The organism is Candidatus Ponderosibacter sp. Uisw_141_02, from assembly GCF_048087665.1.
Classification (GTDB): Bacteria; Pseudomonadota; Alphaproteobacteria; order Puniceispirillales; family Puniceispirillaceae; genus UBA3439.
The window spans coordinates 1932760-1958662 of sequence record NZ_CP159807.1 but is presented as its reverse complement, the minus strand read 5'-3'; the positions used below and the strand labels follow the sequence as shown (position 1 = coordinate 1958662).

Sequence of the window (25903 nt, the reverse complement as noted above, 5' to 3'; positions counted from 1 at the left end):
TATGACAAGTTTACCTGAACCATCGGCCATTAAGCTTGGCCTTGTCATCGACCTAGATATCTGTGTTGGCTGTCAGGCTTGTGTGGTGAATTGCAAAGAATGGAATACATCGGGCTATGGTGCGTCGCTGTCTGACTCGGATGCCTATGGCGCCAAGCCAAGTGGGGCATGGCTAAACCGCGTTCATGCTTTTGAGGCTGGCACAGGTGCCGATGCCAAGGTGGTGCATTTTCCAAAATCTTGCCTTCATTGCGAAGATGCGCCTTGTGTTACCGTCTGCCCGACAGGTGCCTCGTTCAAACGCAGTGAAGATGGCATTGTTCTGGTGAATGAAGATTGGTGCATTGGCTGCGGTCTTTGTGCATGGTCATGTCCTTATGGCGCGCGTGAAATGGATCCGGCCGAAGGGGTGATGAAAAAATGCACACTTTGCGTTGACCGGATTTATAACGAAAATCTGCCAAGCGAGGATCAGGTGCCAGCTTGTGTTCGCACTTGCCCAACCAATGCGCGTCACTATGGCGATCTTGGTGATCCAAATTCAGAAGTCAGCCTGCTTGTCGCTGCGCGTGGCGGGGTTGATTTGATGCCCGAACAAAACACCAAGCCGGTGAATAAATATCTACCACCACGGCCGCGTCGTGCGGCCAATGATACCCCGATGTCACTATTGGCAATGGCCGATGAGGCAACGCCGTCCGGTTTCTGGAAATGGGTCGATTCAACTTTGGAAAAGCTGGGGTAAGTAAGATGCGTCCTGCCTGGTCAATTATTTTCTTTACGTCGATTTCTGGTCTTGGCTTTGGCCTTGCTGCCTGGGTGGTTCTTGGGTTTATCGATCTTGTTCATCCGCAACAGATTTTTGGTGTTTGCGGTCTGGTAATGCTGCTTATCGGTGCGGGGCTGCTTAGCTCGACATTGCATCTTGGGCATCCTGAACGCGCTTGGCGTGCGCTTAGCCAGTGGCGTAGTAGCTGGCTGTCACGCGAAGGCGTGCTAGCGGTTCTGGCGATGCTGGCACTTGCGGGTTGGGGATGGCATGTTTTTGCCATCGGGACGCCGCCATTATGGGCGAATATCGCTTCGGCCTTGCTGATGGCGGTAACGGTCTATGCCACCTCGATGATTTACGCATCATTGAAAACTGTGGCGCGTTGGCATCACTCGTTGACGCCGATTTGCTATTTGATGTTTGCTGCGGCTGGTGGTCTTTTGGCGATATTATGGCTTCAAGCCTTTTTGGGTCAGGGGCAAAGTGACGCTTTTGAACTGGCGGTATTGCTGGCGCTCGCCTCAGCGTGGGGGGTCAAGCTTGTTTGGTGGCAGGTCGCTGGTGCCAATGGATCGGGAAGCACGCTGGCGTCGGCAACTGGTCTTGCTGGGCTTGGCGAGGTGCGAAGCATTATGCCGCCGCATACGTCAGAAAATTATCTTCAGCATGAAATGGGCTTTGTCATTGCGCGTAAACATGCCAACCGTTTGCGGCTAGTCGCCCTTGGCCTTGGTGGCATTTTGCCATGTCTTTTGGTGATTATGGATGGCGGTTCGGCGATGGGTGTTGGGCTGGCTTTGTTGCTTCATATGGCAGGCGTGTTTGTCGAACGCTGGCTGTTTTTTGCCGAAGCCAAACACACGGTCAGCATCTATTATGGCCATCAGCATTAAGCCGAATATCGGCAAGCCGTAACATCACGGCGATAACAGATATTAAAACCGGCCTTGGGCCGGTTTTTTTATGGCCATATGCTTATCCGCTGCCGGTGACTTTCTGCTTGTGCCTATCCGCTTGTGCCTTTCGACTAGCGCATGGCAAGTGGCAGCATCGCTTGCCCCCACAGGATTGGCTCTCATAAGATTGGCTCTCATAAGATTGAGCATCAGGGGTTTGTGGGGGCGTCATCATATGCCGGTGCTATGCCAAGCGGCAGATTGATGCGCGGTGATGTGCGGTGATGTGAGGCGGCTGGGTTTGGGGTGCTGTTGTGCCGAACCACAACCCCAAAGATCATCACTTCAAAAATCATTACCACCAAAACCCTTCGTTACGGGGGGCGGTGCCGTTGCCCTAATCCGCGTCAATGGCGCCCATAAAAAAACCGGCCCTGTTGCCAGAGCCGGTTTGATATTTAGTGATCTACGGCGATCACACCAGAAGCGGTGCAATCACAAGGCTAACAATAGCCATCACATTGATCAGGATGTTCATCGCAGGGCCTGAAGTGTCTTTCAGCGGGTCGCCGACTGTATCGCCAACAACGGCCGCTTTATGGACGTCAGAACCTTTGCCGCCAAGGTTGCCCTTTTCGACATATTTCTTTGCGTTGTCCCAAGCACCACCGGCATTGGCCATCATCAGCGCCATCATCACACAGCAAACCAATGCACCAGCAAGCGTGCCGCCAAGTGCCTTTGGTCCAAGACCAAAGCCGATAACAACAGGCGCTAACACAGCCATTGATCCCGGAAGGATCATTTTGCGCAGCGCAGCGCGGGTCGCAATGTCAACACAGCGTGCTGTATCTGGCTTGGCAGTTCCTTCGAGAAGACCCGGGATTTCTTTGAACTGACGGCGAACTTCGACAATCATGTCAAACGCTGCATCACCAACCGCAGTCATTGTCATCGCGCTGACAAGGAATGGGAAGATGCCGCCAATGAACATGCCGCAAAGCACCATCGGGTCATTGATCGCGAGAACAAAATCCGGATCACCATTGCTGATCTTGGCGATATAGGCACTGATCAGCGCCAGCGCGGCAAGCGCCGCAGCACTGATGGCAAAGCCTTTGCCAATCGCCGCAGTTGAGTTGCCAACTTCGTCAAGTGAGTCGGTGATTTCACGGGTTTCTTTACCCATATTTGCCATTTCGGCGATACCACCCGCATTATCGGCAACCGGGCCATAGGCATCAATCGCCATGGTGATACCAACGGTTGACAACATGCCAACCGCAGCAAGACCAACACCATACAGGCCAGCGGCCGCATTGGCGCAATAGATGATGGCAGCAATGGTCAGAGCCGGAATGGCAACCGACTGCATGCCTGTGGCCAAACCTGAAATCATCACTGTTGCTGGGCCAGTTTCACCGTCTTTCGCAATTTTACGAACTGGTGCACCGCCTGTGTAATATTCGGTAACGAGACCAACGACAATGCCGCCGATCGCACCAACCAGAACAGCGACCCAAATACCATTGGCACCGCCCATGGCTTGGATGAGGAAATAGGCACCGCCGATAAAGATAACGGCCGAACCGATTGTACCAAAGCGCAAGGCAACATCGGCACTTTTGTTGGAGAATAGCTTCACCGCAAAAATACCAGCAAGAGAACAAAGCAGGCCAAGTGACGCAAGCGCCAAAGGCATGAATTGAAGAACCGCCTGGTTACCACCTAGGCGGGCGATGTTTTCAAATGACATCGACGCGGCAAGCGCGATCGATGCAATCATTGCACCACAATAGGATTCAAAAATATCCGAGCCCATACCAGCGACGTCACCAACATTGTCACCAACATTGTCGGCGATAACCGCTGGGTTGCGAGGATCATCCTCAGGAATGCCTGCTTCAACTTTACCAACAAGGTCGGCACCCACATCGGCGCTTTTGGTAAATATACCACCACCAACACGGCTAAACAGGGCGACTGATGAGCCACCCATGGCAAAACCCTCGATGGCTTCAATGCCATGCACAGTGCCGCCCATGAAGAAGTAAAGTGTGCCAATGCCAAGGAGACCCATCGATGCCACGGTAAGACCCATGATTGAACCGCCAAAAAAGGCAATGTTCAGGGCAGCGGCTGCACCTTTTGTATTCGCGGCAACGGCGGTTCTGACATTTGCCTTGGTTGCTGAATACATACCAATGTAACCAGCTGTACCAGAACAAAGCGCGCCGAGCGTGAAGGAGATAGCCGTGTCAGCACCGAGGCTGGCATAAAGGGCGATAATACAGATAAGGCAGAAAATTGCCAAACGCTTGTATTCGCTGGCCATAAAGACCATTGCGCCGAGATGAATTTCATCGGCAATTTCTTTGACTCTGCCTTCGCCCGAGGGTGTTTTGAGAATATTGACGTAAATCAATAAGGCAGCGATCATACCGAGTGCACCAAAGGTGATCGGCAGAATTGCATTTGTAAGCATGAAAGGATCCTCTTGCTTGATAAAGATGTGCGCGATGCCCGGCATAAGCTGGGGCGGCGCGAAACCGCCGCGTTTATAACGGTAATGAAGCATAGTGTAAACCATAGAATATTCTTGGTTTGCCAAGCTTTTGGATTGCTGGTGAAAGCCGTTATTGGTTTGTGCATATTTGACCTACTATGACGATGCAATTTGTCTTGAATTTTGTCCTTTTACGGCGTCAAATGGCGAAAATTTGGAAAAGAGACAAGATGGGCGATTTTGACAGTGAAGCGTGGCTTGCGCGCAACCCGGAAATTGGCAATCTGCGTGCCGCGATTTTTGATCTGAATGGCGTTTTGCGGGGCAAGCGGCTGCCGTGCAACCAGCTGAAAAAAGCGGTCAATGGTGGGATTCGGATGCCGCTATCATCGGCCAATCTTGATATCTGGGGGCGTGATATCGCCAACAGTAAATGGGTTTTTGAAACCGGTGACTCAGATGGTGGCTGTTTCTGGACTGGACGCGGCCCATTGCCAATGCCCTGGACCGAACAAACAACGGCACTAGTGCCATTGAGCCTGATGGATAATGACGGCAAACCATTTGCCGGTGACGCCCGTAATGCGCTTGGTATGATCTTGGATCGGTTTGCCGTGCTTGATCTTCATCCGGTTGTTGGTTTTGAAATGGAATTCTATCTTGCCGATCCGCAAGGTGGAAACGACGGCCAACCCGATGCACCAGCGTCACCTTTAACCGGTGCCAAACCAATCCGTGATGGTGCCTTGGCCATTGATGAGGTCAATGACCATGACTCCCTGATCAATGAAATCTACGCTGCCTGTAAATTGCAGATGATCGAGGCTGATACAACGATCAGCGAGGCCGGTCTTGGTCAGTTTGAGATCAATCTTGTGCATTCGCGTGATGCGATGAAGGCGGCTGACGATGCAGCCTTTTTCAAACAGATTGCCAAAGGGGTCGCCCGCAAATACGGACTTGCTGCCAGCTTTATGGCCAAGCCCTATGCCGATCGCCCGGGCAATGGCATGCATCTTCATATCAGCCTGTTAGACGGCAAGGGCAAAAATGTTTTTGACGATGGCAGTGATGGTGGCAGCCCAATTCTTGGCCATGCGCTTGCCGGTGCCCTTGCTGGCCTTGCTGATTCCATGTTGATCTTTGCGCCGCATCAAAATTCTTATCGCCGTTTTGCAATCGAATCGCACGCACCAATGGCGGTTTGTTGGGGATATGAAAATCGCACGGCAGCGCTTCGTGTTCCGCTTGGCCCACCAAGCCAGCGCCGGGTCGAACATCGCGTTTCGGGCGCTGACGCTAACCCATATCTTGTGCTTGCCGCAATTTTAGGGGCGATTTTGACCGGTCTAGAGGATCAAAAGCCACCACCACCGCCGATTACGTCAAGTTCCTATGCGCTTGATCTGCCGACATTGCCGTCAAGCTGGGACGATGCGATTAACCATTTTACCAACAGCGCGGTCATTTCGCGGATTTTGCCTGAAACTTTGCGTGTTATGTTGATCGGTTGCAAAATACAGGAATTGCAGCGGTTTTCAGGTGACATTTCGCCATTTGAATATCACAGTTACCTCGATCAGGTGTGATTGATTTCACGATCATGGTGACAGATATTATAATGGTGGCAGCGAGTGGGTGCCCTTTTTTACGGTGAATAAATAAGGAAATCGTGATTTGTCCGAACCGCGCAAGCAAGACGGTATCGCGTCAAATCACCAACATGGAGGAGAAAATGAGAAATATCATATTGCTGGCGGTTGCCGGTGTTCTGTCTGCTGGAACTGCCCATGCCGATGGGAAATTGAATATTTATAACTGGTCGGATTATATTGCCGAGGACACGATTGCCAATTTCAAGGCTGAAACCGGCATTGACGTGACCTATGATGTTTATGATTCAAACGAAATTCTCGAAGCCAAAATGTCAGCTGGATCATCTGGCTATGACCTTGTTGTGCCAACCGCTGATTTTCTGGCGCGTGGACGCCAAGCCGGCGTTTATGCCGAAATGGATGTTAGCCGCATTCCAAACGCGAAAAACCAAAGCGCGCAGGTTCAAGGCCTCGCCAATAAACAGATGCAGGACGATAAATCAGGTCTTGTCTATATGTGGGGCACAACCGGCATCGCTTATAATGAAAAGAAAATTGCCGAACGCCTTGGTGACAATGCACCAACCGATAGCTGGTCATTGATTCTTGACCCAGCCAATGCGGCCAAGCTTGCCGATTGCGGCATTGCCATTCTTGATGCGCCAACCGATGTTCTGCCAAATGTCATTTCCTATTTGGGCAAGCCGGGTAATTCTACCGATCCCAAATTATTTGAGCAGGCTGGTGAGGTGCTGAACAAGGTGCGCCCGCACTTGCGCTATATCCATTCAAGCCAGTCAATCAATGATATGGCCAATGGTGATATTTGCGCTGCCATCATGTGGTCGGGTGATGCGTTTCAGGCTGCTGCCCGCGCCGAAGAAGCCAATAATGGTCACGTCATTAATTACTATATTCCGTCTGAAGGCACGAATATGTGGTTTGATGTGATGGCAATTCCTGCCGATGCAAAAAATGTCGATAATGCCTATCGCTTTATTGATTATATGATGCGGCCTGATGTGGCGGCAAATAATGTCAATTATGTGTGGTATGCAAGTGGAAACGAAGCTGCCAAGGCAAAGATTGACCCCGAAGTCCTGTCGCATCCGGGCATTTACCCAAGCAAGGAAACCCAGAAAAACCTGTTTGTCACGCCGGTCTATGATGCCGCGCTTGACCGGGCGGTTAACCGTGTTTGGTCACGCTTTAGCAGCGGTAATTAACACCCGCTGACCAAATTTTGCAAATTCCCTGCTCGCGTGAAACGGGGGCAGGGGGTGAGCCTGATCACCGCCGACTGAACACCGACTGGACAAATGGTTGGGGTAGGACATAAATGGCGCCTTTTATAAGATTAAAATCAATTTCCAAACATTTTGCCGATGTTGTGGCGGTTGATGATTTGTCGCTGGATATCGAAGAGGGCGAGCTGTTTTGTTTGCTTGGCGCATCGGGTTGCGGCAAAAGCACCTTGTTGCGGCTTTTGGCAGGCTTTGAATCGCCAACCAAAGGCGTGATTGAAATTGACGGCCAAGATATGGCAGGGGTTGCCCCCGCCGACCGGCCAGTGAATTTCATGTTTCAGAATTACGCGCTTTTTCCGCATATGAGTGTTGCCGATAATATTGGCTATGGTCTTCGCCGGGCTGGCATGCGTGGCACCGAACTTGCCGAACGTGTTGACTCGCTGTTGAAACTGGTAAGGCTGCATAAGCTTGGCGGGCGCAAACCCCATCAGCTTTCAGGTGGCCAGCGCCAGCGGGTTGCCTTGGCGCGTGCCTTGGCGCGGCGTCCAAAGCTGTTATTGCTTGATGAACCGCTTGCCGCATTAGATAAAAAACTGCGCGAAGACACCCAATTTGAATTGGTGGATATTCAAGAAAAGCTTGGCACCACCTTTATTGTTGTGACCCATGATCAAGAAGAAGCGATGACGCTGGCAGGCCGCATTGCCATTATGGATGCTGGCCAGCTGGTTCAGGTGGATGCGCCGCGCCGTTTATATGAACGTCCAAAAAGCAGTTTTGTTGCCGATTTTCTCGGCACGATCAGCTTTGTTGACGCGGTGGTTGCCAGCCGCGATCAAACCAGCATTACCATTGGCGGTGATCTGAACATCTGCGCTGCGTGTGATGATGATTTGCCGATTGGCGCGGCGGTCAAATTGGCAATTCGGCCAGAAAAGATTTATCTAAGCCGGACAAAAAGCGGCAATGTGAACGAGATCGAAGTCGTTGTAGAAGATCTTGCCTATCTTGGCTTTGCGACAAATTATCGGGTGAAGACAGCATCTGGCCAGATGTTTAAATTGCAGCAACAGCAAAGGCGCAGCCTTGATGCGCCGCTTAGCTGGGGCGAAACAGGTTATGTGCATTTCGACCCGCAAGATGTCATTGTTCTACAGGATTAATGATGGTTCGCGGCATGGGAAAATATCTTGTTAATCTGCCAGCGGTCACCGGCCGACGACTGGTGATTGCCCTGCCCTTGATTTGGCTTGCCGTGTTCTTTTTTCTGCCGCTTGTTGAAACCTTGCAAGTATCCTTTACGTCGCCGCGCCGCGGTATTCCGCCTTATGAACCTTTATGGGGCATTGGTGATGATGGGTTTTTTACCAATTTCACCACCGGTAATTATGCGCTTTTGCTGCAATATTGGTCCGATTATTTTGGGCCGGCTTTCAACAGTATAAAGCTGGCATTTTTCTCGACGCTTGTTTGTCTGCTATTTGCCTATCCGATGGCGTGGTGGATTGCGCGAAGCAATGAAAAATGGCGGACAATCTTGCTGGTGCTGGTGATGTTGCCGTTCTGGACGTCAAGCTTGCTGCGAATCTATGCCTTGATTGGGTTGCTGAATCCGAATGGATTTATCAATGCTGCCGGATTATGGCTTGGGCTGATTGATGCACCCATCCAGATGATGCAGACCGATTTTTCGATTTATATGGGAATGGTGCTAACGTATTTGCCATTGATGATTTTACCGCTTTATGCGGTGATGGTTCGGCTTGATGCTGATTTGCTTGATGCAGCGGCGGATCTTGGCGGATCGGGTATACAGATTTTTAGAACCATTATTCTGCCATTAACCTTGCCTGGCATTATTGCTGGCAGCCTTCTTGTTTTCATTCCGGCGGTTGGCGAATTTGTCATTCCGGCACTGCTTGGCGGGCCGGATCAATTGATGATGGGCAAAGTGTTATGGACTGAATTTTTCCGGAACCGCGACTGGCCGGTGGCATCGGCAATTACGATGCTGCTTTTGGCGATTTTGACCGTTCCGATTATCTATGCCCGCTATCAAGACGGGCGTGATGCGGTGGCTGAAACACCCAATCCAAAGCAGGCGGAGGCAGGCTGATGGGGCGGATGAACGGGCTGGTTCTATCGCTTGGCGCGCTGGGTTTTGGCATTTTATATCTGCCAATCATCATCATGATTATTTTCAGTTTCAATGCTGGCAAATTGGTTTCGGTTTGGTCGGGTGCGTCGCTAAAATGGTATGCAGGCTTGCTCGAGAGTGACCAGCTTTTATCGGCCTTTGGTACGTCATTGCTCATTGCGTTATGGGCGGCAACAATCGCCACGATTTTTGGCATCTGTATTGCGGTTGCCTTTGTCCGTTTTGGCAATTTCAGATCGCGTCTTGCGCTTAGCGCCATTGCCAGTGCGCCGTTGGTGATGCCGGAAATTGTCACTGGCTTGTCGATGCTGTTGCTGTTTATTTCAATGGAAAGCCTGTTTGGATGGCCGTCTGGACGCGGTGTCGATACGATTATCATTGCGCATGCCACCTTTGGAATGTGTTTTGCCGCAGTGGTGATTCAAGCGCGGCTTCGTGATTTTGACATGGCGATTGAAGAAGCCGCCGCCGATCTTGGCGCAACCCAGCCCTTTATCTTTTTATCAATCACATTGCCAGTGATTGCGCCAGCGGTTGTGGCAGCATGGTTGCTTGCCTTTACGCTTAGTTTTGATGATCTGGTGATTGCCAGCTTTGTCAGTGGTCCGGGAAGCTCTACCTTGCCGATTGTCATATTTTCCAAAGTCCGGCTTGGTGTGACGCCTGAAATTAACGCGCTTGCAACAGTGATGATTGTTGTTGTTGCCGTGGCGGTGATCGGTGCAAGCTGGGCGATACGCCGCCGGTTATCCGGCCGAGACCAAAACCAGTAATGTGCAAAGATGGTGGCGCAAAGATGTTGGTGCGGGGGTGTGGCCGCGTTCTATGTTGGTTTGCTGTTAGATGGGATAAGCAAAATCGGTGCGGTGCCGAATATGGGATGAAACAATGACAAAAGCTGTTGGTGATGCGGCATTCCGCATCAAACAAAATAAGGAAACATTGCGCGAAATGACCTATGGCGGTGCGCTAAGTTTTGCGCGTCGGCGTTATAGCCGTGATTTTGACGGTGTCGATGTTGTGGTTAGCGGCATTCCCTATGATAGTGCAGTGACCTATCGGTCGGGTTGCCGTCTAGGCCCACGCGCCATTCGCGCCGGCTCGGTTCAGCTTGCCGAATTGGCACATTTCCCGTTTGGCTTTAATCCGTTTGACCATTTATCGGTCATTGATTTTGGCGATTGTTTTCTTGATCCGCATCATCCCGATACGGTGTTTGACAGCATCACTGATCATGCTGATGCAATCATTGCGGCAGGGGCGAAAATGCTAAGCCTTGGCGGCGATCATGCCATTGCCTATCCTTTGCTAAAGGCTCATGCCAAAGCCTATGGGCCGATTGCGCTGGTTCAGTTTGACGCGCATTGCGATACCTGGCCTGATGATGGGGTCGGGTTTGATCATGGAACAATGTTTGCCCGCGCCGTTGCCGAAGGCATTATTGATGTCAGCAAATCAACACAAGTCGGGCTTCGCACCTATAATGACAGCGATCACGGCTTTGAGATTCTGACTAGCCCGTGGGTGCATCGCAATGGCATTGATGCGGCGATCGAGATTGTGCGTGAACGTGCTGGTGACGCGCCAGTATATTTGTCTTTTGATATTGATGGCCTTGATCCGGCTTTTGCGCCTGGCACCGGAACGCCGGTTGCTGGTGGTCTTGCCAGTTGGCAGGGGCTTGAATTTGTGCGCGGACTTGCGCCGCTTGATTTGATCGGCATGGATATTGTTGAGGTGGCACCCGCCTATGATCATGCCGAAATCACCGCCATTGCGGCGGCAAATATGGCATATGATTGGCTGGCCGTTCTGGCCAAGAAAAAGGGCGCGCCAACAAAGCCGGTTGGTCGTATCTAGCCGCCCCGCACCGGTTTATCTAGAGGCGAAGATAGTCGCGCATCTTGTACCAGCTCATCCCAAGCGCCAAGGCGGGGGTTCGCAAAAACCCGCCCGGAAATGGCAAATGGCGAAGCTTGCTTAGGATACTGAATAATCGTGATTGCCCCATGATATGGTTGGCAAGAATGGTACCGGCAAGACCGGTTAATGCAACACCATGACCGGAAAACCCCTGCACGAAAAACACCCCGTCACCGGCGGTTCCGAAATGCGGTATCCGATTTACCGTGATGCCGATACGGCCTGACCAGACCGTGGCGGTTTCGCTTTCGCCAAGTTCGGGAAAGACGTCGACCATGCGTTGTTTCAAATCGCGTTCAACATTGCCAAGATTGACATTTGTATAGCTGGCACGCCCGCCAAATATCATCCGGCCATCAGCATCAATCCGATAGTAATTCAACGCTGTATTGCAATCGGCAACTGCGGCGCGATGAGGCAGGATATGTGAAATCAGATTATCCGATAAGGGTGTTGTTGCCAGAACTGATGATGTCACGGGTGCTAACCGGCTGGTCATTTTCCTTGTGCCGATATTTTGCAGATAGGCATTGCCGCATAACAGAACGAATTTCGCCGTTATCTTTTGCCCATTGGCAAGCGATAATGTCTTGGTGCCAGTACCTTTATTGCGAATGCCTTTAGTGCTGGCACCATGTCTGGCTGTATCGGGTGTCGCATCAAGCGCGGTGACGCCAGCATGTTCGTAAATCCGCGCACCGGCGGCGCTGGCGGCGCGGGCCAGCCCATATAGATATTTCAGCGGCTGGATATGCCCGCTATTGGCGTCATGCAATGCGCCAACGTAGGCATTTGTGCCAATATGTCCGGCAAGCGAATCACGATTATCCAAAGCGCTTAAATGGTCATAGCCTTTGGCCTGCCATTCGTCACGCATGGCCAATAATTCCTGCATCTGCCGGTCATGAAGCGCCGCATGAAGATAACCAAACCGTAAATCACAATCGATTTTATGGCGTTGGACACGCTGGCGAAGCAGATCAACCGCGCGCATGCCTGCATCCCATATCAATTGCGCTTCATCGGCCGGTAATTGACGACTGATATGGTGAAAATCATTTGGCCAGCCCTGACAGACATGACCGCCATTGCGCCCCGAGCCACCGCTGCCGATGACATCAGCTTCAACAAGAACGACATCATGCCCGTTCTCGGCAAGGGTCAAGGCCGCCATCATGCCGGTAAAACCGCCGCCAATAATCGCAATTTCGCAATCAAGATTGCCGGTGGGTGCCGGAAATTTTGGTTTGTCGGCAATCTCGGCTGCATAGATGGAATTTAGGTCGGTCATGATCTCGATTATTGGTTCATTATCAGGCTATGCCTAACAGGTGTTTTCGTGTCAGATTGATTGCGCTTCTTCGATAACGATAGTAGTCTGTGATCGCAAATTGACGCAAGCATGGTCAATGATCTGATCATGATTTTGATAAAGGCGGATGAAATTCCCAGGCGCGTTTAATTTGCCGGTCATTACCATTCATGTAGTTACTTTAAGATGACCAAAACAGTAATGAAAACCCCGATTGTTCTAGTTTGGATGGACATATAATGCAGGATATGACAACCGATGATTGGCGCCAGCTTGATGCCGCACATCATATGGCACCTTTTACCGATTACCGCGAATTGCGCGCTGCCGGATCACGCATCATCACGCATGCCGATTGGCACTATATTTATGACAGTGATGGCAATCGCATTCTAGATGCGATGGCGGGTCTATGGTGTGTCAATGTTGGTTATGGGCGGAAGGAATTGGTTGATGCCGCCTCATCACAGATGGCGGCGCTGCCCTATTATAATAATTTTTTTAAAACCAGTAATCAGCCGGTGATTGCCCTGTCGAAACGGCTTGCCGATCTTACGCCTGATGGCCTGAATAACGTATTTTATGCCAATTCAGGATCTGAGGCCAATGACACCATCATTCGGATGGTGCGCCATTTCTGGGCACTTGAAGGCAAACCGCAAAAACAGACAATCATTGGCCGCACCTATGGCTATCACGGCAGCACCATCATGTCGGCCAGCATGGGCGGCATGACAGCAATGCATGAACAGGCGGCAACGGCACCTGACTTTGTGCATATCAAGCCGCCTTATGGGTTTTTATATCAGGGCAATCTCAGCACGGCAGATTTTGCTGCCTTGGCGGCAAGCTGGCTTGAGGATAAAATCAATGAAGTAGGGGCGGATCATATTGCCGCCTTTATCGCCGAGCCGATCCAAGGGGCTGGCGGTGTTATTGTGCCGCCCGAAGGCTATTTAAATCATGTCGAAGCGATTTGCCGCAAATATGATATTTTATTTATTGTTGATGAAGTGATTACCGGCTTTGGCCGCACCGGCCAATGGTTTGCCAGCCAGACCTTTGGCCTTTCGCCAGATATGATGACGCTTGCCAAGGGGCTGACCTCAGGCTACGTGCCAATGTCGGCGGTCATGATTGGCGACAGGGTGGCGACACGCCTGATTGATGATGGCGGCGAATTTTATCACGGCTTTACCTATTCAGGGCATCCGGTTGCGGCGGCCGTGGCCTTGGCCAACCTTGATCTGATTGCCCGCGATGGCCTTGTTGAAAAGATTCGCGATGATACCGGCCCCTATTTGGCCGCAGCCCTCGAACCGCTTGCAGCGCACCCGCTTGTTGGTGAGGTTCGCAGTTTTGGCCTGCTGGCAGCGATTGAGTTGGTCAAAGATAAAGCCGGTCCGGTTCTGTTTGATCCGGTTGGCGAAATCGGCGTGATCTGCCGTGATCATGCGATCAATCAGGGATTGATGGTGCGGGCGGTTCGCGATGCGATGATCATGTCACCGCCGCTTAGTTTTGAACCTTCGGATATTGATCACATGGTTACGATACTCGCAGCCGCGCTTGATCGCACCTTAGAGGATATCACGAAGCGATAGGCAAAACGCCAATCTGATTGCATGAAAGGAAATGACCATCGATGGAAGGAAAACAGATGGGATTCGATATGAAAGCATGGCTTGCTGAACAGAACATCACCGAAGTGGAATGTTTGGTCAGCGATATTTCGGGCATTGCTCGTGGCAAAATTCTACCGGTGACAAAATTCATTTCGGCGCAACAATCAGGCGGTTTGCGCTTGCCTGAATATGTGTTTGGCCAGTCGGTAACAGGCGAATATTATGATAGTGACGTGCTTGATGAAATTGGCCGTGACGTTATTTTGCGGCCAGATATTTCAACATGCAGGTTGGTGCCTTGGTATGACGAACCAACCGCGCAGATCATTCATGATGCGGTTCATCAAGATGGTGCTAATGTCACTTTTTCATCGCGGGCTGTGCTGAAATCGGTTCTTGCGCTTTTTGACGAGGCTGGTCTTGAGCCGGTGATTGCGCCTGAACTTGAATTTTTTCTGGTCAAGCAAAGTAGTGACGCCAATGCGCCCTTGATTACGCCGCCGGGCCGATCGGGTCGTGCCGAAAAGGCACGTCAGGCCTATGGGATTGATGCGGTCAATGAATTTGATCCTTTATTTGAAGAAATTTATGATCATTGCGATGTGCAGGGGCTGGATATTGATACGCTAAGCCATGAAGCTGGTGCCGCGCAGATGGAAATTAATTTCAATCATGGGCATGCGCTTGATCTTGCGGATCAGGCGTTTTTGTTTAAACGCACGGTGCGGCAGGCAGCGATCAACCATCACCTTCACGCCACCTTTATGGCAAAACCAATGCAGGAACAGCCGGGCAGTGCCATGCATGTTCATGTTTCGGTCAAATCAAAGGCAAGCGGCAAGAATATCTTTTCCAATGACGATGGCAGTGAAAGTGATGATTTCTATCATTCGATTGCCGGAATGCAGCGTTATCTGAGCGGTGCAATGGCATTGATGGCGCCTTATGTGAATTCCTATCGGCGGCGAACCGGTACCGAAGATTCCCCAGCCAATCTGGCGTGGGGCATGGATAACCGGACGGTGGGGTTGCGTATACCGCTTGGTGATCCGAAAAACCGGCGTATCGAAAACCGTATTCCGGGAGCCGATGCCAATCCTTATCTTGCGATTGCGGCAACCTTGGCGGCGGTCTGGCTTGGTTTGCAGGAAAAGCGCCGCCCAACGCGCCCGCGCAAGGTCAGTGGTGAAGATCTGGAAACATTGCCGCGTAACCTTGATGTTGCGCTTGATGCTTTGGAACGTGCCAAGCCGCTTCATAAGGTTCTTGGCGAAGATTTTGTCAAGCTGTTTGTCGAGGTGAAACGCGCCGAAGCCGATGCCTTTCTTGAGGTGATTAGCCCGTGGGAGCGTGAATATCTGCTGTTGAATGTCTAATGTTTCGGCGCGGCTGTTTGCGCTGTCTCGCAATCGGCACAAAGACCGGTGATTTCGATTACCTTATGCGCCGCCTGAAAACCGCGATCATTGCCAAGGCTTTGTAACCGGCTATCGATGCTGGTATCGGTGAATTCATGGGCGCGTTCGCATTGGGTGCAAAGCATGAAGATGCTAACTTCATTGCCGCCGCAATCATGCAATTGACAAGCGACAAACCCATTTACACTTTCAATCCGGTGAACCGCGCCGCGCTCGACCAATTTGGCAAGCGCCCGATAGACCTGAAGCGGTGCGCGGATGCCCTTATCGCGAAGCGCGTCAAGAATATTATAGGCGCTTAGTGGCCGATTAGCATCACATAGCAATTGATAAACAAGGGTTTCATTTTGGGTCATGGCCTGCCTCGTCATGATGGTTATGTGGGGCGGTGCTGTCATTTGCCGCCGACAGGCGGCGCGGAACGAATGTCAGGCCAAGCAGCAAAAGCGCCCCTGCCACAATAATCGATGGGCCTGATGGTGTGTCAAATTCGGCCGATCCGTAAAGACCGGCAATCACCCCAATCACGCCCAGAATGGACGCCAATACTGCCATCATTTCAGGGCTGGTAACAAGGCGGCGCGCGGCGGCAGCGGGAATGATCATCAATGCCGTGATCAGCAAAACACCAACAAGCTTGACGGCAATCGACACCACCAGCGCGATCAGGACCATGAACAGCCATTCGGTACGTTGCGGTGACAGGCCTTCGGCCTCGGCAATTTCCGGGCTTAACGTTGCTGCAACAAGGCGTCGCCATTGCCAGACAATAATCGCCAAAATTGCCCCGCCGCCAGCATAGATCACCAAAAGATCGGTTATATCAACAGCAAGGATATCACCAAATAAAAGCCCGTTCACATCAACATTGCGACCGCCAGTCACCGAAACCAGAACCAGCCCAAGCGCCAAGGTCGAATGCGCCAAAATGGCAAGAATTGTATCTGATGACAGGCTTGGTGTTCGCTTGGCAACAATTATGGCGATACAGATGGCAAGGGTGACAAACGGGACCGCAATCAATGATGACACCTCAGCCAAGATGGCCAAGGCAATGCCAAGAAGCGCCGCATGAGCCAATGTATCGCCAAAAAAGGCCATTTTGCGCCAGATGATCAAACAGCCAAGCGGCCCCACAATAACCGCCAGACCAATGCCGGCAAACAGCGCGCGGATAAAGAAATCATCAAACATGATCATGCCCATCGTGATTATGCTCATGCTTGTCAGGGTGGCAAGATTCGTTGATTGACCCATCGACACGCTGAACGGTGCCATCGGGAAGATGGATGTGATCATGATCATGCCGGTAAACCGCCAGCGCCGCCGTGTCAGGCGCGCCAAATAGGCGAAGATATTCAGGATTGCTGACCACCGAATCAGGGCTGCCACTGCAACAGATATGACCGTCTAGACAAAGCACCGTATCGGTGTCGGCCATGACGATATGAAGATCATGCGAAATCATCAAAACCCCGCAGCCGGTGGTGTCGCGAATTTGCCGGATCAAATTGTAAAGCATCGCCTCACTGGCAAAATCGACCCCTTGAACAGGCTCGTCCAGAACCAAAAGATTGGGATGGCGAACCATCGCGCGCGCCAAAAGAATGCGCTGAAACTCGCCGCCAGATAAATCCTGCACAAAGGCAGTTTCCAAATGCGGCGCGCCAACCGCCGCAAGTGCCTGTTTCTTTTCATCCGGCGAGACTTTGGCCGTTAAATCCAAAAGCCGTTCAACCCGCATTGGCAGTGCTGGGTCAATATGCAGCTTTTGCGGAACATAGCCGACACGCAAACCAGCTTGGCGTTGAACGCGTCCTTCATCGGCGCGGATCGTGCCAACAGTCAATTTTGCGGTGGTGCTTTTACCAGCGCCATTTGGGCCGATAATGGTGACAATTTCACCTTTGCGAATGCGCAGATCAATGCCCCGAACAAGCCAGCGATTGTCACGCCTGACGCCGGCATTTTCGAGATTGATCAAATCTGTTTTGTCGCTCGCCATAAAAGCCTTGCCTGATGATTGGGGTGGATGGCCCCATTTGGTGCCCAAGTTTGGGTTCCTCATTTTGGAATGTTATAATATAACATAGCTGTTGAAAAAAGGTAGAAAATGATAAGGCTGGCAAAAGCAGGTGATGATGTTTGTCGGGGCAGTGTAGATTTTGCGCAATGATGCTGGTATGAATTTTGCCATCTGTTTTCGATTGATCGGTTGGTAACCATCAAAATTTATGGGAATTTTTGTCATGACCCAAATGACCATCCGCCGTCCTGATGATTGGCATCTTCATCTTCGTGATGGGGCTATGCTTGGCGCGGTGATTGATGATACGGCGCGCCATTTTGCTCGCGCCATCATCATGCCAAATCTGGTGCCGCCAGTGGTAACAGGCGCCGAAGCGGCGGCCTATCGCGACAGGATCATGGCTTGTGTCAATCCGAGTCATGGCTTTACCCCACTCATGACGTTATATCTGACCGAAACAACCGATCCGGATGATGTTGCCGCGGTGGCCAAATCGGGCTTGATCAATGCGGTCAAGCTTTATCCGGCAGGGGCAACCACCAATTCAGCATCGGGCGTTCGTGATCTTGACAAGGTCATCGTCGTTCTGGAAAAAATGGCCGAAATCGGCCTGCCGCTTTGTGTTCATGGCGAAGTGACTGATCCACAAATTGATATTTTTGATCGTGAAGCGGTGTTTATCGAAACCGTTCTCGATCCTTTGCGGCGGCGTGTGCCTGATTTACGGGTTGTGCTGGAACATGTAACCACCAGTGATGGTGTTGATTATGTCCGTTCTGGCGGTGCCAATATTGCCGCCACAATCACAACGCATCATCTGTTTATCAATCGTAATCACATTCTGGCTGGTGGCATTCGCCCGCATTATTATTGCCTGCCAGTCGCCAAGCGTGAAAGCCACCGCCGCGCCCTGATTGCGGCGGCCATTTCCGATGATGGCAGCTTCTTTCTAGGCACTGACAGTGCGCCGCATCTGGACGCTGCCAAGCTGATGGCTTGCGGCTGTGCTGGCATCTATACCGCGCCAAACACCATGTCGTGTCTTGCGCATATTTTTGAAGCTGAAGACGCGCTTGATCAGCTTGAAGGTTTTACTTCACTGCATGGCCCAGGATTTTATCGCCTGCCGGTTAATGAAGACCGGATCACTTTGGTTAAACAGGATGCGCCGGTTATCTATCCGGAAAGCCGTGCGACGCCTGATGGGCCATTGACGATTTTTGATTGTGGCACGCCACTTTACTGGGCGGTTCAGGATGCTAAATAAACTGACCTGAATAAACTGGCCTGATGCGGGCTGACATTCTCAACCTTCCCCCTTCGCTTTGCGGGTGGGCTAGAGTTTGGTCTCGCGGGCGCCAGCATTTGGCCGAAGCGATTTTTTGGCGCGTGCCTCCCGCTGGGTGATATAGACGGTCGAGGCAAAAATAACTGCCCCACCAATCCATGTCCAAAGGCCCGGCCATTCGCTAAAGATCAGCCATGCCAAAATAACCGCAAATGGCAATTTGATGAATTCAAGCGGTTGCAAAGCGGTAATATCAACAAGCCGGTAAGCGCGGGTAAAACATAGATGCGCAATCGTTCCAGCAAGCGCCATCGCCCATAAATAGCCCCAACTTTCAAGGCTTGGCCATTGCCAAACACCAAGCGCCGGTATTAATGCCAACGGCGCTTGCATTGCAACCATCCATGTCACAATGGCTTCGGGTGTTTCGGTTGCGGTTAGTTTTTTTACGATCAGCGACGCCATTGCAATTGATAAGGCACTGACAAGCGCCATCATCGCGCCAACCGAAATTTCGGTAAAGCCTGGTTGCAAGATGATCAATGTTCCCAAAAACCCAACAGCGATAGCCGCGATCCGGCGCGCGCGAATGATTTCATCAAGAAATAACACTGCGCCAATGGTAACAAACAAAGGGCCGGTAAAACTAAGCGCCGTCATTTGCGCCAGCGGAATTAATGTAAGGGCGGTAAAGCCGCAAAACATGCCACCAAAATTAATCACCGCGCGCAGGAAAAACAGCTTTGGCTCCTGCATGCGGATGCTTGACCAGCCAACGCGCATGATTAGCGGCACTAACAAAACCACCGCCAGCGCATTGCGGAAAAAAACCACCTCGATCACGGGCAGATTGGCCGCAGATAGCCGGATGAAAATCCCCATGCAGGTAAACATGAACAGCGCAACAATCATCAAGATTGTGGCGCGCATTTGCGGCGGTAAATTTTGAAAGGTCAGAGACAAAGGCATAGGCAGCAACGACCAACATGATTGAGGATGGCAGCAAGCCTGTGTTAACCAAGATAGCCTCTTGCCAGATCACTGCCAGATTATTGTCAGCCTAGGCGCGAAACGAAATCAGCGTCAAAGGAAATCAGCGTCAAAGGAAATCATTTTAAATCGTTATTGATCGCTAGCCCGCCATTTTGGCGACGGCCCATTCGTCCAGTGCTTTGACATAGTCGGCATATTCATCCTTAACCGATGGATGGGCGCATAATGACGCTTGATAGGCCTTGATCGATGCCGGTAGGGTTAGGTCAAACTCAAGCAAGCCTTGCAAGCAATCAAGAATGGCAAAGCTTGGTGCAAAGCCGCAATCGGCAAGGCTAAGATCGGCTCCGGTCAAAAGCGGTGATGGCGTCTGGATCTCGGCAAGCTGGAGAAAGCGGCGCTCCAGAAGGGCGGCATTTTCGGCAATGAAATCAACATTGCGGTTCGTTGGGGCAACCTGCCCAAAATAGGCACGAAGCAGCGGTTCGATGCGGGTGTCGTGAAACCGTGACAAGGCGCGTGCCATTGCGCGTTCTTTGATAGCTTCAGGAAGCATTGCCGGTTCGGGTGCCAACTCGTTCACATATTCGGCAATCGCATCTGACTCGCCAAGGGTAAAACCATCATGCACCAGGGCTGGAATCGTGCCTGATGGCACAATCTTGCAATAGGCTGGACTGCCATAGCCATCGGGCGGGGCAAGGCTTGTCCATTCCAGCCCCTTATGGCGAAGCAAAATGCGGGTTTTGCAGCCATAGCTACTGATTGCAAGGTCATAAAGCACAAGCATGAAACGGCTCCGGCAAATTTGAAAAAAGGTGACGGTAAGGTTAAAAAAAAGAGGCATAACTGCCTCTCTTTTCATATTTGATATAATCGCAGGCTAATTGGCAAGCTGCCATTTACGACCAAGATCGGCAAAAAAGCCACGCTCGTTCTTCAGCGCAATCCATGTGTTCACATAATTGATCCAAACCTGATCGGCTTGCGGCAACAGCATGGCAATTGGGGTTGGTGCCTTTGGTGCTGAAACCGGAACAACCATCATTTCTGGATATTTCGCGACTAGCTTATAGGCCTCGACATTTGATGTGATATGCGCGTCGGCGCGGCCGGCAAGCACTTCTTGGAAATCGCGTGCAGGGGCTTCGACAATTTTATATTTCGCATTTGGGAAGAATTGCTTGACCTGTTTTTCTTGGGTTGTGCCAAGCGTCGCGGCAACGGTAACAGATGCCTTGTCAAGATCGGCCCAATCGGTGAATTTGTCTGAATTCTTCTTCAATGTCAGCGGCACGGTTGCCAATGAAAAATAGCTGTTTGAATAGCCAGCGGCTTTTGCGCGGCTTGGTGAAATCGAGGCAGAACCAGTCATGTGGTACTTGCCTGATGTAACACCGCTTACCAATGTTTTCCAATCAGTTGGCACAAACTCGACCTTTACCCCCAGATCCTTTGCAAGCTCGGTCATGACGTCAATATCATAGCCGGTATAGCTGTTTGTAGCTGTGTCTTTCATGGTCATTGGGTTCCAGTCGCCAGTCGTGCCAACCTTTAGCACGCCGTCAGACAGGATTTCATTCAGTACGCTTGCCGCATGAACGGGCGCCGTAACCGTACTAAACGCAAAAAGAGCGGTGATTGTTTTTAGAAGTCGCATTTAAAAGTCTCCTCGGACTCAAATTGGGGTAATTTTTCGATTAAAAATATTAGATGTAAAGATAGGACATCGTTCCGGTAATACAAGCGTTGGCTAGGATTTCTTGCGCTGAAACCGATTGGGGGCTAGCCGTTGATCGTGGAATCGGATAAACAGATACATGGATTTGAGCCGGCTTGGTGCTTGGGTCTCCCTGGTGGCGCATTTATGATCTGCCCTTGTGTATCGATGGAAATTTAGGTGACAGTCACGATGAACCCGCCAGCAACACAGCCCTTTATCAGAGTAAGGGATGTTTCAAAATATTTTGGCCAGTTCTGCGCGCTTGATGCGGTATCTCTCGATATCGAGCTGGGTCAAAAGCTGGTGATTTGCGGGCCATCTGGTTCGGGCAAATCAACCCTGATCCGCTGTATCAACCGGCTTGAGCGCCATGAGGCGGGCGAGATTCGGATTGACAATATTGTCGTTGATGACAGCTCCACTGGCCGCGCTGTTTTACGCAATAATGTTGGGATGGTGTTTCAGCAATTTAACCTTTTTCCGCATTTGACCATTTTGGAAAATCTGATGCTGGGGCCGGTTCGCGCCCGCAAGATCGCCGAGGCTGAGGCCCGTGATCTGGCAATGCATTATCTCGAGCGTGTGCGGATTCCCGAACAATTCAGTAAATATCCAGCACAATTATCGGGCGGCCAGCAGCAACGTGTGGCGATTGCGCGGGCGCTTTGCATGGCGCCAAAGATCATGCTTTTTGACGAACCAACATCGGCGCTTGATCCGGAAATGATTGCCGAGGTGCTGGATGTGATTGAAGAACTTGCCGATAGTGGCATGACAATGATTTGCGTCACCCATGAAATGGGCTTTGCGCGGCAGGTGGCTGATATGATGCTTTTCATGGATCATGGAAAGATTGTTGAGATGGGGCCGCCAAAAACATTTTTCACTGCGCCTGAGAGTGATCGTTGCAAATTGTTCCTTAGCCAGATTTTGCGGCATTAGGGGCGATCAGATCATGCAATTTATCCAGATCATGCAACTTATAATATCGAAATTCCGCGCCTTGATGCCATCATCTTTGATCCGTGTTTTGGGGCTTGCTGGCCTTGTCAGTCTTGGCGGCTGTTCGGGCAATTGGGGGTGGTATGTTGTCAATCCGGCAACCGAAACCGGTCGCCAGAATCTGGCGTTCCTGATTGATGGTCTCTATTACACGATTGGCCTGTCAGTCACGGCAATCTGTATTTCAATTTGCCTTGGGCTTTTGGTGGCCTTGCCAGCCCTATCAAACCGCCGCGCCCCAAAAGCGATTAACCGCATCTATGTTGAGCTTGTGCGCGCCATTCCCATTTTGGTGCTGATCTTGTGGGTTTATTATGGCCTGCCGCAAGTCGCCAGCGTGTCAATTTCGGTATTCTGGGCGGGGGTTCTGGCATTGGCCATTTCCGATAGCGCCTTTCAGGCAGAAATTTTCCGCGCGGGAATTCAGTCAATTGACCGGGGCCAATATGAGGCGTCACATTCGATTTCATTGAATTACCGCGATACCATGCGTTATGTGATCTTGCCGCAGGCAATCAAACGCATTTTGCCAGCCCTTGGAAACCAGCTTGTCTATATGTTGAAAATGTCGTCGCTGGTATCGGTGATCGGCATGCAGGAACTTACCCGCCGCGCGAATGAACTGGTCGTTACCGAATACCGGCCATTGGAAATCTACACGGTTCTGGTGCTTGAATATCTGGTGGTTATTCTGATTGTTTCGGCGGGTGTGCGCTGGCTTGAACGCCGCCTTGAGACGAACTGAAAAAGGATCATTGATACAGCGTGACTTCTCGGTTGTTTTTGCCGCGATTTTTGAGTTGAATAGGCGATGAGGTGGTAAGGTGACGGATTTATCCAAGAAACAAGATGCAGCGGATCTGTTGCAAATAGACAAGGATGCCCACGGCATTTTGCGCGTGACGCTGAATGATCCGGCGCGGCGCAATGCCCTGTCCGAGGCAATGCTTGACCGGCTTGGTGCCATTCTGGCTGATGCGGCAATTGATGCCAGCGTTCGGGTGATTGTTTTGGCGGCCAATGGCCCCGCTTTTTGTGCTGGCCACGATCTGAAAGAAATGAGCGCCGGCCGTGCCAATGCGGATCAGGGCGAGGCCTATTTCACCGATGTTTTGAAACGCTGTTCGGCGGTCATGCAGGCAATCTTGCAAAATCCCAAACCAGTGATTGCCGAAGTGGCGACAACGGCAACGGCGGCAGGGTGCCAGCTTGTGGCAAGCTGTGATCTTGCCTATGCCGCGCCATCAGCAAAGTTTAGCACGCCCGGTGTTCATATCGGTCTTTTCTGTTCGACACCGATGGTGGCACTTTCCCGTAATGTTGGGGCGAAACATGCCATGGAAATGCTGTTGACCGGCGAGATGGTGCCAGCGGCGCGCGCCGCTGAAATCGGGCTTGTCAATGCGGTGGTTGATGCTGCTGAACTAACCGATCATGTGACCGCTGTGGCGCATAAAATTGCCAGCAAGTCACCGGTAACATTGGCCATTGGCAAAAGCGCTTTCTACACACAGCGTGAATTATCAATTGCTGATGCTTATGAATATGCATCGCGGGTTATGGTCGAAAACATGCTTCACCGTGATGCGGTTGAGGGCATTGATGCCTTTATCGAAAAGCGCGAGCCGAAATGGTAGATGATAAGGCCGTTTGACGGTAAAACTGTCTGACGGCAAGGGGGCAGCAAAATGACAAATCCATATGATATCGGGCTTGACCAGAATTCAGCAAACCACCAGCCTCTGACGCCGCTGACTTTCCTCGAGCGTGCAGCGATGGTTTTTCCAAATCAGACGGCTGTTATTCATGGGTCTTTGCGGCGTAATTATGCGGCGCTTTATGCGCGATGCCGGCAATTGGCAAGCGTGCTTAAGGCGGCAGGGCTTGGGCGCGGCGATACGATTTCGGTCATGCTGTTAAATACACCAGCAATGATCGAAGCCCATTACGGCGTGCCGATGTCGGGTGCGGTTCTGCATTCGCTCAATACGCGGTTGGATGCGGCGACAATTGCATTTCAACTTGATCATGCCGAAACCAAAATTCTGATCGTTGATATCGCGCTTTTGCCGCGTGTCCGTGAAGCATTGGCGCTGGCCAAGGGCAACCCGCAATTGATCATTTATGATGATGCCGAATTTGACGGGCCAAGATCGGGCTATGACGAAACCGAATATGAAACATTTATCGCGTCAGGTAATGCCGATTTTGCGTGGAAAATGCCCGATAATGAATGGGATGCAATTACGATCAATTACACATCAGGCACAACGGGCGACCCAAAGGGCGTTGTCTATCATCACCGTGGTGCCTATTTGCTGGCGCAGGGAAATGCGCTGACCGCATCAATGAAAAAACAGGCAGTCTATCTTTGGACTTTGCCGATGTTCCATTGCAATGGCTGGTGTTTCCCTTGGACGATCTCGGCGATTTCGGGAACGCATGTCTGTCTTCGCGAGGTGCGCGCCGAAGATATCTGGAATGCAATTCTGGAACATCGGGTTAGCCATATGTGCGGCGCGCCAATTGTTATGTCGCTTGTTGTGGTTGGCAAACCGGCAAATGCCAAACTGGATTATGAGGTTGAATTTTTCACCGCTGCCGCCCCGCCACCCGAAGCCGTGCTTGCCGCCATGAAAGATGCCGGTTTTAACGTAACGCATCTCTATGGCTTGACCGAGACCTATGGGCCATCAGTGGTCAATGATTGGGATCCGGAATGGGATTTGTTGGATAATGTCAAACAGGCCACATTAAAGGCGCGTCAGGGGGTTCGCTATCTGGCGCTTGAAGGGCTTGATGTTGTCGATCCTGACAGCATGGTGCCGGTGCCGCGTGATGGCGCAACGATTGGCGAAGTTGTGATGCGTGGCAATGTTGTGATGAAAGGCTATTTTAAAAATGCGCCATCGACCGAACGCGCTTTTGCTGGTGGCTGGTTCCATTCGGGTGATTTGGGGGTTGTTCATCCCGATGGCTATGTTCAGTTAAAAGACAGGTCAAAAGATATCATCATATCTGGTGGCGAGAATATCTCGTCAATCGAGGTTGAGGATGTTCTGCATAAACACCCCGCCGTGGCCAATGTTGCCGTAGTTGCGATGCCGCATGAAAAATGGGGCGAGACGCCTTGTGCCTTTATCGAAATCATTGATGGCAAAAACGTCAGCCAGGACGAGCTGCGCGATTGGTGCCGCCAGAATCTTGCCGGCTTTAAAGTGCCAAGTGAATTTCGGTTTGAATCAATTCCCAAAACATCGACCGGAAAGATTCAAAAATATGCGCTTCGCCAACGCATTGCTACTGGCGGCGACCCCGAATAAGATTCGGTCGCGATTGTCATTGTGAAATAGCCAAGCCGATCATTCACTCATATGTCATGGCTGGTTGATTCCATAATGCCCTGATTGCGC

24 protein-coding genes are annotated in these 25903 nt (G+C 51.2%); 15 read left to right on the top strand and 9 right to left on the bottom strand.

Annotated features, from left to right (window positions below):
• The first annotated feature begins 1 nt into the window (after nt 1).
• The gene (locus tag ABXT40_RS09725; RefSeq protein WP_443645406.1) at nt 2-745 is read left to right on the top strand and encodes a 4Fe-4S dicluster domain-containing protein; all 744 of its coding nucleotides are present in this window, start codon (nt 2-4) and stop codon (nt 743-745) included.
• A gap of 5 nt (nt 746-750) precedes the next feature.
• Nucleotides 751-1665, top strand: coding sequence for a dimethyl sulfoxide reductase anchor subunit family protein (locus ABXT40_RS09720; protein WP_443645405.1), 915 nt, complete (start codon nt 751-753; stop codon nt 1663-1665).
• A gap of 212 nt (nt 1666-1877) precedes the next feature.
• On the opposite strand, the gene ABXT40_RS09715 is transcribed toward ABXT40_RS09720, so the two are convergent.
• Both ABXT40_RS09715 and ABXT40_RS09710 read right to left on the bottom strand, forming a co-directional pair.
• A complete protein-coding gene (locus ABXT40_RS09715; protein WP_443645404.1) occupies nt 1878-2024 on the bottom strand; it encodes a hypothetical protein in 147 nt (48 codons plus the stop codon).
• Between the two features lie 119 nt (nt 2025-2143).
• Nucleotides 2144-4153 (bottom strand): sodium-translocating pyrophosphatase, encoded by a 2010-nt coding sequence (locus tag ABXT40_RS09710; RefSeq protein ID WP_443645403.1) that lies wholly within the window; start codon nt 4151-4153, stop codon nt 2144-2146.
• 251 nt (nt 4154-4404) lie between these two features.
• On the opposite strand from ABXT40_RS09710, the gene ABXT40_RS09705 reads away from it, so the two are divergent.
• The 6 genes from ABXT40_RS09705 (at nt 4405) to speB (ending at nt 11037) form a co-directional block, all read left to right on the top strand.
• Nucleotides 4405-5763 carry a glutamine synthetase family protein gene (locus tag ABXT40_RS09705; RefSeq protein WP_443645402.1) on the top strand — a complete coding sequence of 453 codons (1359 nt, stop codon included), beginning with the start codon at nt 4405-4407 and terminating at the stop codon, nt 5761-5763.
• Between the two features lie 146 nt (nt 5764-5909).
• The gene (locus ABXT40_RS09700; protein WP_443645401.1) at nt 5910-6995 is read left to right on the top strand and encodes an extracellular solute-binding protein; all 1086 of its coding nucleotides are present in this window, start codon (nt 5910-5912) and stop codon (nt 6993-6995) included.
• 113 nt (nt 6996-7108) lie between these two features.
• A complete protein-coding gene (locus tag ABXT40_RS09695) occupies nt 7109-8182 on the top strand; it encodes an ABC transporter ATP-binding protein (protein ID WP_443645400.1) in 1074 nt (357 codons plus the stop codon).
• A 14-nt stretch (nt 8183-8196) separates the two neighbouring features.
• Complete coding sequence (locus ABXT40_RS09690) at nt 8197-9135, top strand: ABC transporter permease (protein WP_443645399.1); 939 nt, start codon at nt 8197-8199, stop codon at nt 9133-9135.
• Nucleotides 9135-9950, top strand: coding sequence for an ABC transporter permease subunit (locus ABXT40_RS09685; protein WP_443645398.1), 816 nt, complete (start codon nt 9135-9137; stop codon nt 9948-9950). Before ABXT40_RS09690 ends, ABXT40_RS09685 begins: the two co-directional genes overlap by 1 nt.
• A gap of 115 nt (nt 9951-10065) precedes the next feature.
• The gene (speB, locus tag ABXT40_RS09680; RefSeq protein WP_443645397.1) at nt 10066-11037 is read left to right on the top strand and encodes an agmatinase; all 972 of its coding nucleotides are present in this window, start codon (nt 10066-10068) and stop codon (nt 11035-11037) included.
• 19 nt (nt 11038-11056) lie between these two features.
• On the opposite strand, the gene ABXT40_RS09675 is transcribed toward speB, so the two are convergent.
• Nucleotides 11057-12391, bottom strand: coding sequence for an NAD(P)/FAD-dependent oxidoreductase (locus ABXT40_RS09675; RefSeq protein ID WP_443645396.1), 1335 nt, complete (start codon nt 12389-12391; stop codon nt 11057-11059).
• Between the two features lie 260 nt (nt 12392-12651).
• Here ABXT40_RS09675 and ABXT40_RS09670 point away from each other — a divergent pair, with 260 nt between their 5' ends.
• Both ABXT40_RS09670 and ABXT40_RS09665 read left to right on the top strand, forming a co-directional pair.
• The gene (locus ABXT40_RS09670; protein WP_443645395.1) at nt 12652-14016 is read left to right on the top strand and encodes an aminotransferase; all 1365 of its coding nucleotides are present in this window, start codon (nt 12652-12654) and stop codon (nt 14014-14016) included.
• 56 nt (nt 14017-14072) lie between these two features.
• Nucleotides 14073-15413, top strand: coding sequence for a glutamine synthetase family protein (locus ABXT40_RS09665; protein ID WP_443647005.1), 1341 nt, complete (start codon nt 14073-14075; stop codon nt 15411-15413).
• Here the strand turns inward: ABXT40_RS09665 and ABXT40_RS09660 are convergent.
• From ABXT40_RS09660 to ABXT40_RS09650, 3 genes are read right to left on the bottom strand one after another with little or no spacing between them, the layout of a single operon-like run.
• Complete coding sequence (locus tag ABXT40_RS09660) at nt 15410-15811, bottom strand: Fur family transcriptional regulator (RefSeq protein WP_443645394.1); 402 nt, start codon at nt 15809-15811, stop codon at nt 15410-15412. The two genes, ABXT40_RS09665 and ABXT40_RS09660, sit on opposite strands and share 4 nt — an antisense overlap.
• Nucleotides 15798-16685 (bottom strand): metal ABC transporter permease, encoded by an 888-nt coding sequence (locus ABXT40_RS09655; RefSeq protein ID WP_443647004.1) that lies wholly within the window; start codon nt 16683-16685, stop codon nt 15798-15800. Before ABXT40_RS09655 ends, ABXT40_RS09660 begins: the two co-directional genes overlap by 14 nt.
• Complete coding sequence (locus tag ABXT40_RS09650) at nt 16642-17460, bottom strand: ATP-binding cassette domain-containing protein (RefSeq protein ID WP_443645393.1); 819 nt, start codon at nt 17458-17460, stop codon at nt 16642-16644. Before ABXT40_RS09650 ends, ABXT40_RS09655 begins: the two co-directional genes overlap by 44 nt.
• A gap of 244 nt (nt 17461-17704) precedes the next feature.
• Here ABXT40_RS09650 and pyrC point away from each other — a divergent pair, with 244 nt between their 5' ends.
• Entirely contained in the window at nt 17705-18751 is a 1047-nt protein-coding gene (gene pyrC / locus ABXT40_RS09645) for a dihydroorotase (protein WP_443645392.1), read from the top strand.
• Between the two features lie 69 nt (nt 18752-18820).
• On the opposite strand, the gene ABXT40_RS09640 is transcribed toward pyrC, so the two are convergent.
• The 3 genes from ABXT40_RS09640 to ABXT40_RS09630 all read right to left on the bottom strand — a co-directional run bounded on the left by ABXT40_RS09640 (nt 18821) and on the right by ABXT40_RS09630 (nt 21425).
• Nucleotides 18821-19741, bottom strand: a complete 921-nt coding sequence (locus ABXT40_RS09640; RefSeq protein ID WP_443645391.1) for a DMT family transporter — start codon at nt 19739-19741, stop codon at nt 18821-18823.
• Between the two features lie 163 nt (nt 19742-19904).
• Nucleotides 19905-20555: a glutathione S-transferase family protein gene (locus ABXT40_RS09635; RefSeq protein ID WP_443645390.1), complete on the bottom strand. Its 651-nt coding sequence runs from the start codon at nt 20553-20555 to the stop codon at nt 19905-19907.
• 93 nt (nt 20556-20648) lie between these two features.
• Entirely contained in the window at nt 20649-21425 is a 777-nt protein-coding gene (locus tag ABXT40_RS09630; RefSeq protein ID WP_443645389.1) for a transporter substrate-binding domain-containing protein, read from the bottom strand.
• 252 nt (nt 21426-21677) lie between these two features.
• Here ABXT40_RS09630 and ABXT40_RS09625 point away from each other — a divergent pair, with 252 nt between their 5' ends.
• The 4 genes from ABXT40_RS09625 (at nt 21678) to ABXT40_RS09610 (ending at nt 25813) form a co-directional block, all read left to right on the top strand.
• Entirely contained in the window at nt 21678-22430 is a 753-nt protein-coding gene (locus tag ABXT40_RS09625; protein WP_443647003.1) for an amino acid ABC transporter ATP-binding protein, read from the top strand.
• Nucleotides 22431-22494: 64 nt separating this feature from the next.
• Nucleotides 22495-23235 carry an amino acid ABC transporter permease gene (locus tag ABXT40_RS09620; protein ID WP_443647002.1) on the top strand — a complete coding sequence of 247 codons (741 nt, stop codon included), beginning with the start codon at nt 22495-22497 and terminating at the stop codon, nt 23233-23235.
• 79 nt (nt 23236-23314) lie between these two features.
• Nucleotides 23315-24127, top strand: a complete 813-nt coding sequence (locus tag ABXT40_RS09615) for an enoyl-CoA hydratase (protein WP_443645388.1) — start codon at nt 23315-23317, stop codon at nt 24125-24127.
• 51 nt (nt 24128-24178) lie between these two features.
• The gene (locus tag ABXT40_RS09610) at nt 24179-25813 is read left to right on the top strand and encodes an acyl-CoA synthetase (protein ID WP_443645387.1); all 1635 of its coding nucleotides are present in this window, start codon (nt 24179-24181) and stop codon (nt 25811-25813) included.
• The last annotated feature ends 90 nt before the right edge of the window (nt 25814-25903 follow it).